Origin of the sequence: Chitinophaga silvisoli (assembly GCF_003412465.1) — a bacterium.
Taxonomy (GTDB): Bacteria; Bacteroidota; Bacteroidia; order Chitinophagales; family Chitinophagaceae; genus Chitinophaga; species Chitinophaga silvisoli.
In genome coordinates this window covers 380,973-396,496 of the sequence record NZ_QTJV01000009.1, presented here as the reverse complement: position 1 = coordinate 396,496, position 15,524 = coordinate 380,973, and the positions used below count along the sequence as shown (strand labels likewise).

Genomic DNA, 15,524 nt, shown 5'->3' with positions numbered 1-15,524 from the left:
TCATGATAAGATTGTTATTCTGCCTGTTGCTGGTACAATGTGCCTATGCGCAGCAAAACTCCGACAGCGGATATAAAAAACCCTTGCAGGATGTGCTGGTCGATATCCAGAATCGTTTTGGTATCAAAATCAGGTATACAGATGCAGAAGTAGCAGGCAGGTATGTGACTTATGCAGACTGGCGTTATCGCCCTGATGCGGAAACGACGCTGGAGAAAGTATTGGCCCCACTCGATCTGAAAGTAAGAAAGGAAAAAGAGAAGCAATACCGCCTCACTACTTTTGAATATTACCGCTGGCCGGTAGCCGAGGGCTGGGCGGAGCTGGACAGAATTGCAGCACAATACCACAATGAACAGGAATGGGAAGCGCGGAAGGCATTATTGAAGCCCTGTATCCTGCAGGCATTGCAATTGTCTCCTCTGCCAGCCAAACCGGCATCTGCACCCATCATCACACCAGTAAGAAAATTTGATGGATATACTGTCCGGAATATTGCGATAGAAATATTACCCGGTGTTTATGTCAATGGTTCACTATATGCACCTGCCGGGAGCAAGGGCAGGATTCCCGTGATTCTCAATCCTGACGGGCATTGGAAAGATCAAAGATATCGGCCCGATTGTCAGTATCGCTGTGCCGCGCTTGCACGGATGGGGGCCATGGCATTCAGTTATGATCTCTTTGCCTGGGGGGAATCACAATTACAATTTGACGAAGCAGATCACCGTCGCAGTTTAGCGATGAGTATACAGGTACTTGGCAGTATCCGGATTCTTGATTATTTATTGTCGTTGCCTGATGCTGATACCAGCAGGGTAGGCATCACAGGTGGTTCAGGAGCGGGGAGTCATACGGTATTGATGACGGCTCTTGACGACCGGATCAAAGTGAGTGCACCTGTAGTCGCCATCAGTTCTTATTTCTATGGAGGTTGTCCCTGCGAAAGCGGGATGCCGGTTCATGGTTGCGGTAACAGAACCGACAATGTAGAAATTGCTGCGATGGCAGCTCCCAGGCCACAATTATTAGTGAGTGACGGGGGCGACTGGACGGATAAAATGCCGGAACACGATTACCCTTACCTGCAAAAGATTTATAGCTATTACGATCAGTTCAGCAAGGTCTCTAATGTACATCTGCCAGCTGAAGGTCATGACTTTGGCGTTAACAAACGTAAGGCAGTATATGATTTTATGGCGCAGTACCTGAAATTAAACAGGAATGCTGCAGACGAAACCAAAATAACGATTGAACAAGTTGTCGCGATGTATGTGTTTGGAGAAAAAGGAGAGAAACTGCCCCCACATGCTATTCACGGATTTGCACAACTGGAAAAGCTATGGAATGCCTCACATTAGTCTGCAGAACAGAAATCCAGGAATACCTTTGCGGTCTCCAGGCTTTCTTTGAGTGATACCGGTTTGGTGATATAGGCATGTGCACCCAGTGAGACACATTTTGCCTTTTCAAAGGGATTGATAGAGGTAGAATAAATAATGACCGGAATATTTCTGAAGCGATCATCTGCTTTCAGATTTTCCAGTGTCTGTGTGCCGTTCATTTTGGGCATGTTCAGATCGAGTACAATCAGGCAGGGTACAATATGTTCAGCGCTAAACCGTGTATCCAGCAATTGCAATGCCGTTTCGCCGTTCTCAGCAAAGAGCATGATATTGTCAGCATTAATCATTTCCATGGCTTCTCTGATAATTACCATATCTTCAGAGTCATCATCAATAACCAGGATTTTTCCACATTTCATAATACAGTGATTAAATAACCGGGTGTAGCGGCAAAGAAACAAAAAAAGTTGCACCTATACCTTCTTCTGAAGTAGCCCATATTTTCCCCTGGTGCATTTCTACGATCTTTCTGCAAATGGCCAGTCCCAGGCCTGTGCCTTCATACGCCTGACGGGTATGTAAACGCTGGAAGAGGGTGAACATTTTAGGTAAATATTTCTCATCAAATCCTATTCCATTATCCCTGAAAATGAGTTCTATATGCCCATTTTCCTGCCTGCAGGAAATATTTAATTCAGGTGTCTGCGTTTCCTTACTATACTTCAGTGAATTGCTGATAATATTGCCAAAGAGCTGGCGCATCATCCGTTCATCACCATACATTTTGGGCAATGTCCCGATGTTGAGTGCCGCCTTTTTTTCCTCGATGGCAATTTCCAGGTCCTGGCAGGCATCGGAGGCTACGGTGTTCAGGTCTATCTCCTGGAATTGGATCTGTTCCTTATTGATCTGGGAAAAGAGTAGCAGGTCCTGGATCAGGGAGCGCATTCTGCGGCTGGCGCCCTGGATACTGTTTAGGAAATGCAGGCTCTTTTCATCAAAGGAAGACTGGTATTTGTTGAGGAGGTAGTCGCTATAGAAGAGCAGCTTGCGCACAGGCTCCTGCAGGTCATGGGAAGCAACGAACGCAAATTGTTGTAATTCAAGGTTGCTGCGGTTTAATTCTTCAATATACTGTTCCAGTATAAGCTGGTTGTCTTTCAGTTTCTTTTCCGCCTGTTTCAGTTCGTAGTTATCCTTCAGCGTTTCTTCTACAGTTTTCTGCGCATGGATGTCTACCATATACCCGATGCGGGTAATCCTTTCTTCCTTTTCGGTATTCAGGGGGGCGAGCGAGATCTGGTGCCAGAGATAATCGTCACTGTTTTTATTCAACAGCCTTGCCTGGATTTTGATGGTTGTAGCGCCTTTGGTAATATTGTTTTTCAGCAACAGGCAAAAGGCATCGTAATCTTCTTCGTGTACAACGCTTTTCCATTTGCTGTGGTTGAGGCTGTTCAGGTTCTGACCTGTATATTGCAGCAACCAATCATTGGCGTAAAGTAGCTGTGCCTGATCATCCAGGCTAAAGATCATGAGTGGGAGGGAGTTGGTGAGTACCCTATACTGGTCCTCACTTTTCTTCACTCTTTCTGACAGTTCCTGCAGCTGTTCATTCTTCCGTTTCAGTTCCTCATACGGAGAGATAGGAGGTTCGTTGCGGAAAAGGCTACGCCATTCATCCAGCTTTTGTATATCGATACGGAAAGGAGGGGAGATAGTATAGAACAGTTCAATAGAACCGTCAGTAGATACCTTATACTTATTGACGAGTTTTTTTGCGTGTTCAAGTCCTTCCCGGGGTGTGTTCTTTTCTGAGATCTCATTCTTCAGACCTGCTACAATATACTTCTCACGGAGGTCGCTCTCTACACTGAGAATAAGGCAGCCACCTTTGCCACTATCTATAGCGTTTCTTGATACTTCTGAAACGGCAGTAGCAAAAGTAGTCTGCGCAGACAGAGACAGGCCTGCCAGTTCTGCCAGTTTCATGGAGCGTTTATGCGCAAGTATGAGATCCATTTCGTTCTCAAGGGTCACCCGGGCAAGTTCGTGCATGAGATTACAAGTTTATTTTACAGGCCACGGCAGACATATCGTCTGTGAGGCGGGCAAAGTCTTTAATGAGTGAAGCACATAAGATAGAAAGATCGTATCGCATGATGGAGGTATACTTTAGCGTATCCCATCTTGTTTTAAGACCATCGCTGGTCATCAAAACGTATTGACCATCTTCGTAAGGTATTTCCTGCGCACTAAGGGTATTGGGTACATTGAGGCCTATGATACCATTGTAGGTCAGGTAATTTTTGCTGTTACCGGCACTGCAAACTTTGGTAATAATGTTTCCCACGCCGCAAATACGCCATTTCCTGGAAGCCAGGTCAAAGACTGCCACCGTACCAACCATACCCCGTGTACGTTTCACAGCTACATTTATATACCGGATGATCTCTACCGGGTCGGTGTATGGGCATTCCATAAAGGCTGCTCCGGCGACCTGCATGGCTTTTGCTGCCTCGGGGCCATGGCCAAGACCATCTCCAAGAAACAATTTGACGTAGTCTTTATCTACAATAGAAAAGAAATCATCTCCGCTTGCTGTTTCACCCGGTTTAGGAATGATGACGGATCTGATTTCTGTCTTGAATGCTTTGGAAGAAGGTGCCTTATTGAATACCCTGACCAGGATGATGGTACCCCAGTTTTTGAGCGAGTAAATCTGGAATACATCAGAGAGTCTTTTCATGGCCCCTAATCCATGCCCCAGTGTATTTTTGGTAGATACGCCGTCTGCTACCATCCGGGTTACATCCGACATACCGGGGCCGTTGTCTATGCTGATAATTTCAATTCCCTGTTTTCCGTTTTCTTCGATGAGTTTGGCAAGTACCTGACCGCCACCAGCATGCTTAACAAGGTTCGTTACTATTTCTGCCACGATAATATCGAGTTCCGCAATCCGCTTTTCGGAGAGGCCACCTGCTACAGCCATGGCATGGATTTCTTTTTTCAGAATGGCAAAATAGCTCCTGTCAGATGCATTGAGCGCCAGATGTATGTGATTATCCATTCTTCCACTTAATAATTGAAACAGTAGTGCCTTCGCCCACTGTACTTTTAATATCAAATTCATTGACCAGGCGCTTAGTGCCTGGAAGGCCAATCCCCAGGCTTTTGCCGGTGGAGTAGCCATCTTTCATAGCCAGGGCGATATCTTTGATACCGGGTCCTTTGTCTGTAAAAACAAGGCGGATACCACTATCTCTGCCCTGGCTGAGCACCTCGATGAGCACCATACCGCCATTTGCATATTTCAACATATTGCGTACGAGCTCACTGGCTGCGGTGATTAATTTGGTTTGGTTTACAAGACTCATTCCAATTTTTACTGCATACTCCTTCACCCGATTCCTGAAGAGAATCACATCCTGTTCTCTTTCGATTAGCATACGGTCCTTATTCAGTACTATCTTCATCGTCTTCGGTTAGGTCCTCATCATAATTGCCTATTTTTTCTTTTAACAATTCCATACCTTTTTCCACATTCAAAGCCGTGTGTACGCCTTTGAGTTCTAACCCAAGTTCAATCAAAGTGATGGCGACTGCCGGCTGCATACCCACGACAACAGTTTCCGCATCCATAATTTTGGACATGGAACCAATGTTGCCGAGAATACGCCCCATAAAAGAATCGACTATGGATAATGCGGAGATATCTATTAATACACCCTTTGCTTCAGTCTTATTGACCATTTGGACCAGGTCCGTCTCCAGATTGGTAGCTAACCTGTCGTAAAGATCTATCTGTATAGTCACCAGAAGCAGGCGACCCATTCGCAGAATAGGAATACGATCCATATTTAAATACCTGATTTAATGGTTTCTACTTTTTTTACATTCAGTTTCAACATGGTAAAAGCTTGCTTTAATGCACTGGCCAGGGTTGCCTTAGTGATTATGTTGGAGAGATCTATACCTAAGTGAACTACAGTTTGTGCAATTTCAGGGCGGATACCACTGATGATGCATTCAGCACCCATCAGGCGCGTAGCAGCCACTGTTTTGATCAGGTGCTGTGCCACCAGTGAGTCTACAGCAGCTACACCGGAGATGTCAAGAATGGCAATTGTACTGCTGCTTGCTACAATCTCCTGCAGCAGGCTTTCCATCACCACCTGTGTACGGGCACTATCCAGGGTCCCGATAATAGGCAGGGCGAGAATGCCATCCCATACACGGATCACAGGAGTAGAAATTTCAGCAATTTCGTCTGTCTGACGAAGGATCACCTCTTCTCTGCCTTTGATAAAGGTTTCAAAAGCAGTAATACAGAGATAATCCATCAGTCTGCTGATCCTGATTACTGCATCGAGCAGGAAAGCCGGATCTTCTTTGATATCTGTCTGTAAAGACGTTAGCAACGCCTCTTTTAAACTGAAAATGTAAACGCCGGTTTCAGCAGGAGTGAAGCCTTGTTTAGCACGGGAAAGAGATATGCCAGCCAACAATTCGTGAACAGGTTCAAAATCGGAAGATTCTACATTGCCGAGGTTTTTTTCAGTTAATACTTTTAAAAGTGTGTCTAAAAATTCGGCAGATTGTTCTCTCAGTTCATCGTTGCTCATCAGGTCTTCTCTGAGGCTAATGTTGGAAAGCTGTGTGGTCATCCAGTTCTCAAGGATCCTTTTCTGCTTTTTCTGAAGAAGTTTGGCTATGTCTGTTCCCATTGTTGATATTTAGAAATTAAATGTATAGTTTATTTGCTGTTCCGCCAATCTTAATAATTGACTATAAATTATTGTGGTGACTTCATTTCATAAAAGCGATATCGTAAAACCAAAGATCATAGCAATAGGCATGCTAATTGATAGGGAATTTGGAATTCCACATGTAAAAAGGTATTTATGCCAGCACTAAATATGACAGAACGTATAGCCCGATTTTCTTTCTTCTCCGCATATGAGCAATTGAAACCCGCTACCATAGAGCAATTGAAAAAACATTTGCTGGATGCAATGGGATCTATGTTGTATTCCATGAAGGCCCCGACTGTAGAAAAATTATTTCGGCAAATAAAATTTCTGCAGGCCAATGGCCCCCTCGCTGTCCCTGTTTTGGGGAGTACAAGTGTGGACCGGGCTGCACAGTTGTATACATTACTGGTACGGTATCCCGACTATATGGACAATTATCTTGGCAAACATGCAACCTGCCATCCCAGTGATAATATAGGTGGAATTCTGGCGGCCTGCCAGGCAATCAATGCCAGTGGCCGTGACTTTTTTACGGCTATGGCTATTGGTTACCAGCTGGAATGTACGCTCATTGACCAGATGCCGCTCATGGCCAAGGGCATTGACCATACCGCCTTGCTGGCCATGTCCCTGACAGCTGCCCTTGGCCCCCTGTACGGTCTTACCCTGGAACAGGCAGCACACGCCATCGGCATCACCGGCAGCACTTTCAATACTACAGTAACGACGAGAGCTTCATATACTTACGAATGGAAGGGATATGCCTCTTCTCTTGTAGCATTGGGTTGTACCAACACGATACTGCTGGCAAAAGAAGGTGTAACAGGGCCTGTCAGCTATTTCGAAGGGCCTATGGGTTTTAAAGACGAATTTGAGATGGACCCGGAATTTAACTGTGAGGCAGGCGATTTTTCCAGGATTGAACATTGTATTCTCAAAAGTTACAACGCAGAGGTACATACCCAATCTGCCATTGAAGCATTGCTGGATCTTAGGTGTAAACATAATATCCGGGCAGAAGATGTAAAGCGCATAGACGCCACCATCTTTCTCACAGCCTATAATATAGTCGGAGGCGGGCGCTATGGCGACCGTAAACTTGTGCAAACCAAAGAACAGGCAGATCATAGTCTGCCTTACCTGCTTGCAGTCGCTATGCTGGATGGAGAAGTGCTGCCTGCGCAATTATTACCTGAACGCATCCGGCGGCCGGATGTGCAGGCATTGATGGAACATGTATATGTGGATACCGGGTTGCCATTGAAAGCCCCCCGCAAAGTAGCGGAAGTATTGGATCCTTACACTGCCCCTTACCCTGAAAAGATGCCGGCGAAGATCTCCATTCATTTAAAAGACGGGAAGGTGATCGAAGAAAAGAAAGAGGACTACAAAGGATTTTATACAAGACCACTGGACTGGGAGGATGTTGTGAACAAATTCCATTTATTGGGAAAAGATACCACGGATGGTGCAATGCGAAATGACCTGATTGCGGTAATTGCCAATTTAGAAAATGAGCCGGTTAGCAGATTAACAGATTTGTTAGCTCAGATAAAATAAAACAAAACGCTTTTGCCTGATGCAAAAGCGTTTTGTTCATCAAACATTAAGCCGGGACTTTTCGTGTAAGCTCTCTATCCCAGAAACGATGCTGCTGCACCGCTTGTATAAACTGATCTGCCAGCAGATTCGCATCATTATTAATAATCAGCCCCTCAGTCGGTGCTGCCTGCTGTCCAAAATAGGTCGCCTTCAGGATAGGCTCCGCATCTGCATCAAATGCAATCGCTTTACAATGCCGCCAGGCCTCATTCAGGAAATGAATGGCATCAGGTTCCTGCTCCAATGCAATTACACTATTGGCACCACCCGGTACATACACCGCATCATATAATACAGATGCCGTGGTGAGGAAACTCTTATCCACTTCAATGGCATCTCCTTCAGCAGTTTGAATAAACCCCTGCCTGGGTGCAATCACTTCTACGATTGCACCTGCACCACTCAGTTGTTTTTTGACGGTGTTCAGGCTGGTAGCACTGACCCCGTTCGATGCCAGCACCGCTATCTGCCTTGTGAGAATATTATCTTTGATGGTATTAGCCATACTCAGTGCGGCAGAGAATTTTACATCCGGTTCCCGGACGATGCTTTCGTAATGCTTAGGATTTCCATCGGCAGGCCTGCCTTCATTCACCACCGGACCTTCAGGTACCGGCAATCCCAGGGCAAATGCCACGGCTGATGCAAGTCGATCATTTACGTGTGCCAGTGTACGTAGCATCCTTTCCCTTACCACTTTGGATTGTACCTTGCCCAATTCAAAACTCAGGGCATCGATAATGTGATTCTTTTCATAATCACTCTGGCTATACCAGAATAATTTTGCCTGGCTAAAATGGTCCATAAAGCTCCGGCTGCGCTGTCTTACCTTATTCGCATCCACCCTTTCCGGAAAGGAATTGAAACCACCATTTTTTATCATAGCCTGGTAGGGGCAACCGCCGCCCAGGGAGTTCGGACTATAATTCGCTTTTCCTTTATTAATGGTCTGTCTCATAAATCCATCCCGCTGGTTATTATAAACAGGTACGATGGGCCTGTTGATAGGAATTTCATGAAAATTAGGCCCTCCTAAGCGGATGAGTTGTGTATCAGTATAAGAAAAAAGGCGGCCCTGCATCAATGGATCATCCGTAAAATCGATACCTGGAACAATATTCCCCACATGAAAAGCTACCTGTTCTGTTTCTGCAAAATAATTGTCAGTATTGCGGTTGAGCGTGAGTCTGCCGATCCTTTGCACCGGTACAGATTCTTCCGGGATGATCTTGGTAGGATCCAAAAGGTCAAAGTCAAATTTATGTTCATCGGCTTCCGCTACCACCTGTATACCTAATTCCCATTCAGGATAGTTGCCGCTTTCAATGGCATTCCAGAGGTCCCGGCGATGAAAATCCGGGTCCATACCTGAGATTTTCAGGGCTTCATTCCATGCTACGGAATGTACACCCAGCAAGGGCTTCCAGTGAAACTTGACGAAGTGTGACTGCCCGGCTTCATTTATAAAGCGGAAGGTATGTACCCCGAATCCCTCCATCATGCGCAGGCTGCGGGGGATAGCGCGATCACTCATGGCCCACATAATCATATGGGTGCTCTCGGGCATCAGCGAGATAAAATCCCAGAAGGTATCATGAGCGGTAGCTGCCTGCGGTATTTCATTGTCAGGTTCTGGTTTTGCAGCATGGATCAGGTCTGGAAATTTCATGGCATCCTGTATAAAGAACACCGGCATATTATTGCCCACTAAATCGAAATTCCCTTCCTGTGTATAAAATTTTACGGCAAATCCTCTTACATCGCGGGCGAGGTCTGTAGAACCCCTGTTGCCCGCTACAGTGGAGAAACGGACGAATACGGGTGTTTCCCTGGAGGGGTCATTCAGGAATCCTGCTTTCGTGAGATCAGCCTGAGATTCGTAGACCCGGAATACACCATGTGCGCCTACACCACGTGCATGAACCACCCGTTCCGGGATACGTTCATGATCGAAGTGGGTCATTTTTTCGCGGAAGATAAAGTCTTCCAGCAGGGAAGGGCCACGGTCTCCGGCTTTGAGGGTGTTCATATCGTCATTGATCAGTGTACCCTGGTTTGTATTCATGGTCTGATCAGTTGCGTCAATAGTTTGCGGCTGTAGGTCAATGGTTTTGGCAGTTTCAGAAGATGCCTGCTTCCCGGTGTTGTTTTTGGGGGAGTTTTTCGCAAGTGGTTTTTTATCCGTCATGTTATCAGGTTTAATTAAACAGGGCGCACAAGTATGGTGCCTGAGGCCGTAAAGTAATAGGAGAGAAGGGTTTTACATTTTATCCACTGTTTCCATGATTCAGCATAATGTGTCAATTGTATATATATACTAAATATATTTATATATTATAAATAGGTGCTTTCCCTAAATTTTTTGCAGAAAACCCCGAGGAACTGTGCAGTTTTTATGGTAAATTGTATAGCAAGTTGTTTGAGAAGACCGATTGTATTGTACTGTTCTTTGAAGGTTAGCCATAAACACCAATATCATAAAGATGTATCAACCAAGTCTACGCAAGCTCCTTTTGAGCTTATTCATTGCCTGTATTTCGTTAAGTAGTGTGTTTGCCCAGGTTACAACAGCAAGTCTGAGCGGTGTAATAAAAACCGAAGCAGGGGAGGCCCTGCCTGGTGCCACCGTACAGGTGACCTGGTCTGATGCTGGTATCAACAAAGGGTTGATCACCAAATCAGATGGTAGCTTTCTTGTACCCAATCTCCGTGTGGGCGGACCTTACACAGTAGTCGTATCTTTTACAGGTTACGCCACCAAAACTGCTACCGGGGTATTCCTCAACCTGGGTCAAACGACCTCCCTGGATCTGCGCTTATCAGAAGCCGCGGGTACACTGAGCGAAGTCGTGGTGAGTGGCCGGTCCACCATTTTTAATGACCAGCGTACGGGTGCATCTACCAACATTTCCAGCACCCAGATCCGTCAGCTGCCTACTATCTCCAGGTCGGCGGACGATTACCTGCGTCTTACACCCTCAGCTTCTCCCACCTACAATGGAATTTCCTTTGCAGGCAGAAACGGGCAGTACAACAACTTTTCCCTGGATGGAGCGGTATTCAACAACCCATTTGGTCTGGATGCGCCTACACCCGGCGGACAGACAAATGCCCAGCCCATCTCCCTCGATGCCATTGATCAGATTCAAATCAACATCGCACCTTATGATGTGACCCAGTCAGGGTTTACAGGTGCCGGTGTGAACACAGTGACCAGGAGCGGTAGCAACAAATTCAGTGGTACGGTTTACGCTTTCTATCGTAATGATGCCTTGTCCGGCAATAAAATAGATGGACAGAAATTTAAGGTGCCTACCCTGGAATCTTTCCAGGCTGGCTTCTCTCTGGGAGGTGCTATTAAAAAGAACAAACTGTTTTATTTCATCAACTTCGAATCAGAACAAAGAAAGGATGAAGCCAGTGCTTATGTGGCACAAACTGCTGCTAATGCCGGTGACATCACCACTTCCCGTGTGCTGGCATCGGACCTGCAGGCCGTAAGTGAGCTCCTGAGTACAAAATATGGTTACAACACTGGCCCTTACGAACATTATAACCTGAAAAGAAGTAATTATAAATGGCTCGCAAAAATAGACTGGGTCATCAACAACAAACATTCACTGGCCTTTACGTATAATGGTCTGGATGGTTCACAGGAAAAGCCGGCCCACCCCAACGCCATCAACCGCCGCGGGCCGGATGCCATCACCCTGCAATTCCGGAATTCAGGGTATGAAATGGTGAATAAACTGCATTCCTTTGGCCTGGAATTGAAATCCAACTTCAATGATACCTATGCCAATAAGTTCAGGGCTGTATATACCATATTCAGAGATAACCGTAATCCATTTTCTTCTCCATTCCCCGCCTTAAATATCACGAAATATGGTGTGCCGTATATTGTGGCAGGGTATGAGCCTTTCTCTATTAATAATGTGCTGAACCAGGATGCCCTGCAGCTGACTAACAACTTCAATATCATCCTGCCGAAGCATACCATTACTATCGGTGCATCCTACGAGCAGTTTAAATTCGGCAATTCCTTCAACCTGACAGGATTTGGCTTCACCCTCTTCTCAGGTGTAGACATCAATGATTTCCTTACTTCTGCTGCTGCCGGTGGCTATGATGCAAACGTATCTTATGCAAAGAACCGGGCTGCGGCTGATCAGTGGACCTGGTATTACCTTACTGTAGGTCAGGCTTCTGCCTATGCACAGGATGAATGGAACCCTGCTTCCAATTTCAAACTCACTTATGGTGTACGCTTTGACAAGGCCCTCTATTATCCGTCCAAGGCCAGTTATAAAAGCCCGAACATCAATGCAGACGGTACATTCGCAGGCACTTTTGTAGAAGGATCACCTACAGTACCAAACACTGACAACCTCACTTTATTTGATGAAAATGGCAATCCGGTGAAGAATGGTCCGGGTCAGACGATTGATAATACCCGCATGCCCAGCGGTAAAATTTTAGTCTCTCCAAGATTAGGTTTCAACTGGGATATCAATGGTGATAAAACCGTTCAGCTGCGTGGTGGAACCGGCTTATTCACGGGGCGTTTTCCTTTTGTATGGGTGGGTAACCAGATCGGGAATCCATTCACCGGGTATTATGATGTAACGGCACGCAACTTCAAGTGGCCGCAAATCTGGCGCTCTAACCTGGGCCTGGATTATAAACTGGCCGGCGGAACGATCCTGACTGGTGACCTGTCTTATTCAAAAGACCTGAATTCCATGATGGTAAGAGATTATGGTCTGGGCACACCTACAGGTGTGTTGAACTCAGGTACCGGTGATACCAGGGAAGTATACCAGGCGGCAGACAAAGGCAATACCGCCACCTATGTATTTACAAATACAAAGATCGGCTATTCCTTCAATGCTTCTTTCCAGGCACAGCAAACGTTTGGCAAAGGTTATTTCCTGATGTTTGGCTATAACTACCTGATCGCAAAAGATGCAAGTTCTATTTCTGCAGAGATTTCAGGGGATGCTTTTGATCGTAATCCTGTATTGGGTAATGCGAACAAAGCGAAGGAATCTCATTCCCTATATGGCAATACCCATCGGTTTACACTGGCCGGTATCAAGAAGTTTGAATACGGCAAAGGGAAATATGCAACCACTATTTCGTTCTTCAGCAACTGGACAAGCGGCAACCGCTACTCCTATGTATATGGCGGGGATGTAAACAATGATGGCTCTGCAGCCAATGACCTGCTGTATGTACCGACACAGTCAGAAATCAGCAAGATGAATTTTGCTGCCCTCACAGATGCAAATGGAAATGTTCAGGATGCGGCAGCGCAGGGTGCGGCACTGGAAAAATTCATCCAGCAGGATAAATACCTGCGCACTCACAGGGGGCAGTATACCGGCAAATACGATGGTATGACTCCCTGGTTTAGCCAGCTGGATCTTCGTCTCCTCCAGGATTTCAATTTTAAGGGAAAGGAGCATACCAGCACGATCCAGGTAAGTCTTGATATCGTGAACCTCGGAAACCTGATCAGCAGTAAATGGGGACTACGTAAATACGCCAGCACCACCGGTTACTACCAGCCATTGGCTTATACCGGCAAGGACACTGATGGCAAGGCCATTTACCAGTTCGACCCCGGGCAAACACAGACATTTACCACCAGTCCTGATTTGCCATCCAGGTGGCAGATGCAGCTGGGGCTGAGATATATCTTTTAACTGATCCGGATTTGAATTGTAATGAGGGCCTGCATATGCGGGCCCTCATATTATTTTGAGTATAGGTAATACTATTTTCCGCATAATTTCTTTCCTTGATAAAACCACCTATTTTTATAGCTCATGTGAACACAGGTCTAACAAAAAACAATACTACATGAAGAAATTTATCGGCAGCACCGGACTGGCATTAGCCATGCTGATGATGGGGGCCAGCTGTAGCAATGCACAGGTAAGTGCACCCGCACCATACGGCGTATTGCCTTCCGCACCACAGGTAGAATGGCAGGCCATGGATATGTACGCTTTTGTGCATTTCACTGTCAATACCTTCACGAACAAGGAATGGGGTTATGGCGATGAGGATGAGAAGATCTTTAATCCTACCAATTTTAATGCAGATCAAATCGTATCGGGGATCAAAGCAGCAGGTTTAACGGGTTTGATCCTGACCTGTAAACACCACGATGGTTTCTGTCTCTGGCCTACCAGGACCACTTTCCACAACATTTCAAAGAGCCCATGGAAAAATGGCCAGGGCGATATGGTAAAAGAATTTGCTGATGCCTGTAAGAAACAGGGAATTAAATTTGGCGTATACCTGTCTCCATGGGATAGAAATAATGCTGCCTATGGTACACAGGATTATGTACGCATCTACCGCGAGCAGATGAAAGAATTGCTGACCAACTACGGCCCGGTATTCGAAATCTGGCATGATGGTGCGAATGGTGGCGATGGCTATTATGGCGGTGCACGCAAAGAAGTAAAAATTGACCGTTATACTTACTATAACTGGCCTGAAACCTGGGGACTGGAAAAACAATTGCAGCCAAATGCTGTCATTATGAGTGATGTCGGGCCTGATGTACGTTGGGTAGGAACTGAGACAGGTTTCTCCGGCGATCCCTGCTGGGCTACTTACACCCCAATTGGTGATAAAGATTCAGCTGTTGCAGCACCCGGACAGGTATTATATGAACTGGGGTTGAATGGCACCCGCAATGGTAAACAATGGATGCCCGCAGAAACAAATTTCTCTATTCGTCCGGGATGGTTCTACCATGCAACTGAAGATAACAAAGTAAAAACGCCTGAGGATCTCCTGAACCATTACTTTGCATCCGTAGGCCATGGTACCACCATGTTGCTGAACATACCGCCTGATCAACGGGGGCTGGTAAACGAAATTGACCTGGCTTCCCTGAAAGGCTTCGGCGATATCATCAGGCAGATGTACAGTGTAAACTACGCAGCAGGCGCAACTGTGCAGGCCAGCGATGTAAGAAGTGAGGATAAGGCATATGCTGCTGAGAATGTACTGGACAATGATCCATATACTTATTGGGGTACAAAAGACGGAGTAAATACCGGTGAGCTGGTATTGAACCTGGCAGGCAGCAAAACCTTCAATGTGATCCGTCTTCGCGAAAATATAAAACTGGGTCAGCGTATTGACGACTGGGCTGTAGATGTGTGGGAGAATGGTCAGTGGACAGAACTGAAGAAAGGTACCGCTATTGGCTACTCCCGCCTGATCCGTAGTGATCGGATGGTGACTACCGACAAGGTAAGGATCCGTATTACAAAGGGTGCTGCGAGTATCTGTCTCAGTGATGTCGCCCTGTTTAAGGCACCGGCAGCAAAGGCAGCAACAACCAGGCAGGATCTGATCGTAGACAAGGCCCAGTGGAAAGCACACAATACTAAATTCTCTGCAGCTATTGACGGGGATGCAGCCAGTGCTGTACAGATGGATATGGGTACTTTTAAGAAAACAGCTCCTAAGGGAGTGATCGTGGATATGCAGTTTCCTGCCAGGATCGCAGGCTTCAACTATGTGCCAGTGAAAGATAAGGGCCTGGTAGACAAATATAAGATCTATACCAGTGATGATGGTAAGACCTGGACACTTCAGAAAGAGGGTGAGTTTTCAAATATCAAGGCGAACCCGATTGAGCAGCGTATAGACCTGGACAAGCCGGTAAATGCAAGATATTTCAGGTTTGAGCCGCTGCATGTGTTGCCTGCTAAGGATGGCAAGCAGTATGTGGGCATCGCTGAAGTGGGCATTATAAAATAAAATGAATGCTTTTGGCCGGCCGCAGGCC

The 15,524-nt window shown here is 46.1% G+C and carries 11 protein-coding genes; 4 read left to right on the top strand and 7 right to left on the bottom strand.

The annotated features are described in order from the left end of the window. The first annotated feature begins 2 nt into the window (after positions 1 to 2). Positions 3 to 1,361 carry an alpha/beta hydrolase family protein gene (locus DXN04_RS23415; RefSeq protein WP_116855824.1) on the top strand — a complete coding sequence of 453 codons (1,359 nt, stop codon included), beginning with the start codon at positions 3 to 5 and terminating at the stop codon, positions 1,359 to 1,361. Here DXN04_RS23415 and DXN04_RS23410 read toward each other — a convergent pair. The 6 genes from DXN04_RS23410 to DXN04_RS23385 are packed head-to-tail and all read right to left on the bottom strand — an operon-like array spanning position 1,358 to position 6,076. Further along, positions 1,358 to 1,765 carry a response regulator gene (locus DXN04_RS23410; RefSeq protein ID WP_116855823.1) on the bottom strand — a complete coding sequence of 136 codons (408 nt, stop codon included), beginning with the start codon at positions 1,763 to 1,765 and terminating at the stop codon, positions 1,358 to 1,360. The two genes, DXN04_RS23415 and DXN04_RS23410, sit on opposite strands and share 4 nt — an antisense overlap. 10 nt (positions 1,766 to 1,775) lie before the next feature. Beyond that, positions 1,776 to 3,404, bottom strand: coding sequence for an ATP-binding protein (locus DXN04_RS23405; protein ID WP_116855822.1), 1,629 nt, complete (start codon positions 3,402 to 3,404; stop codon positions 1,776 to 1,778). Positions 3,405 to 3,408: 4 nt separating this feature from the next. Further along, on the bottom strand, positions 3,409 to 4,419 hold the full coding sequence (locus DXN04_RS23400) for an ATP-binding SpoIIE family protein phosphatase (RefSeq protein WP_116855821.1): 1,011 nt from the start codon (positions 4,417 to 4,419) through the stop codon (positions 3,409 to 3,411). Continuing rightward, a complete protein-coding gene (locus DXN04_RS23395; protein WP_116855820.1) occupies positions 4,412 to 4,825 on the bottom strand; it encodes an anti-sigma regulatory factor in 414 nt (137 codons plus the stop codon). Before DXN04_RS23395 ends, DXN04_RS23400 begins: the two co-directional genes overlap by 8 nt. Beyond that, positions 4,806 to 5,183 (bottom strand): STAS domain-containing protein, encoded by a 378-nt coding sequence (locus DXN04_RS23390; protein ID WP_233525669.1) that lies wholly within the window; start codon positions 5,181 to 5,183, stop codon positions 4,806 to 4,808. The genes DXN04_RS23395 and DXN04_RS23390 overlap by 20 nt, the downstream gene beginning before the upstream one ends. 26 nt (positions 5,184 to 5,209) lie before the next feature. Continuing rightward, positions 5,210 to 6,076 (bottom strand): STAS domain-containing protein, encoded by an 867-nt coding sequence (locus tag DXN04_RS23385; RefSeq protein ID WP_116855818.1) that lies wholly within the window; start codon positions 6,074 to 6,076, stop codon positions 5,210 to 5,212. Positions 6,077 to 6,253: 177 nt separating this feature from the next. On the opposite strand from DXN04_RS23385, the gene DXN04_RS23380 reads away from it, so the two are divergent. Next, positions 6,254 to 7,663, top strand: coding sequence for an MmgE/PrpD family protein (locus DXN04_RS23380; protein WP_116855817.1), 1,410 nt, complete (start codon positions 6,254 to 6,256; stop codon positions 7,661 to 7,663). Between the two features lie 46 nt (positions 7,664 to 7,709). Here the strand turns inward: DXN04_RS23380 and DXN04_RS23375 are convergent, their stop codons facing one another. Then, positions 7,710 to 9,893 carry a catalase gene (locus tag DXN04_RS23375; protein WP_116855816.1) on the bottom strand — a complete coding sequence of 728 codons (2,184 nt, stop codon included), beginning with the start codon at positions 9,891 to 9,893 and terminating at the stop codon, positions 7,710 to 7,712. Between the two features lie 295 nt (positions 9,894 to 10,188). On the opposite strand from DXN04_RS23375, the gene DXN04_RS23370 reads away from it, so the two are divergent. Beyond that, a complete protein-coding gene (locus DXN04_RS23370) occupies positions 10,189 to 13,413 on the top strand; it encodes a TonB-dependent receptor (protein ID WP_116855815.1) in 3,225 nt (1,074 codons plus the stop codon). 157 nt (positions 13,414 to 13,570) lie between these two features. Next, positions 13,571 to 15,496 (top strand): alpha-L-fucosidase, encoded by a 1,926-nt coding sequence (locus DXN04_RS23365; protein WP_116856017.1) that lies wholly within the window; start codon positions 13,571 to 13,573, stop codon positions 15,494 to 15,496. Positions 15,497 to 15,524: the final 28 nt, after the last annotated feature.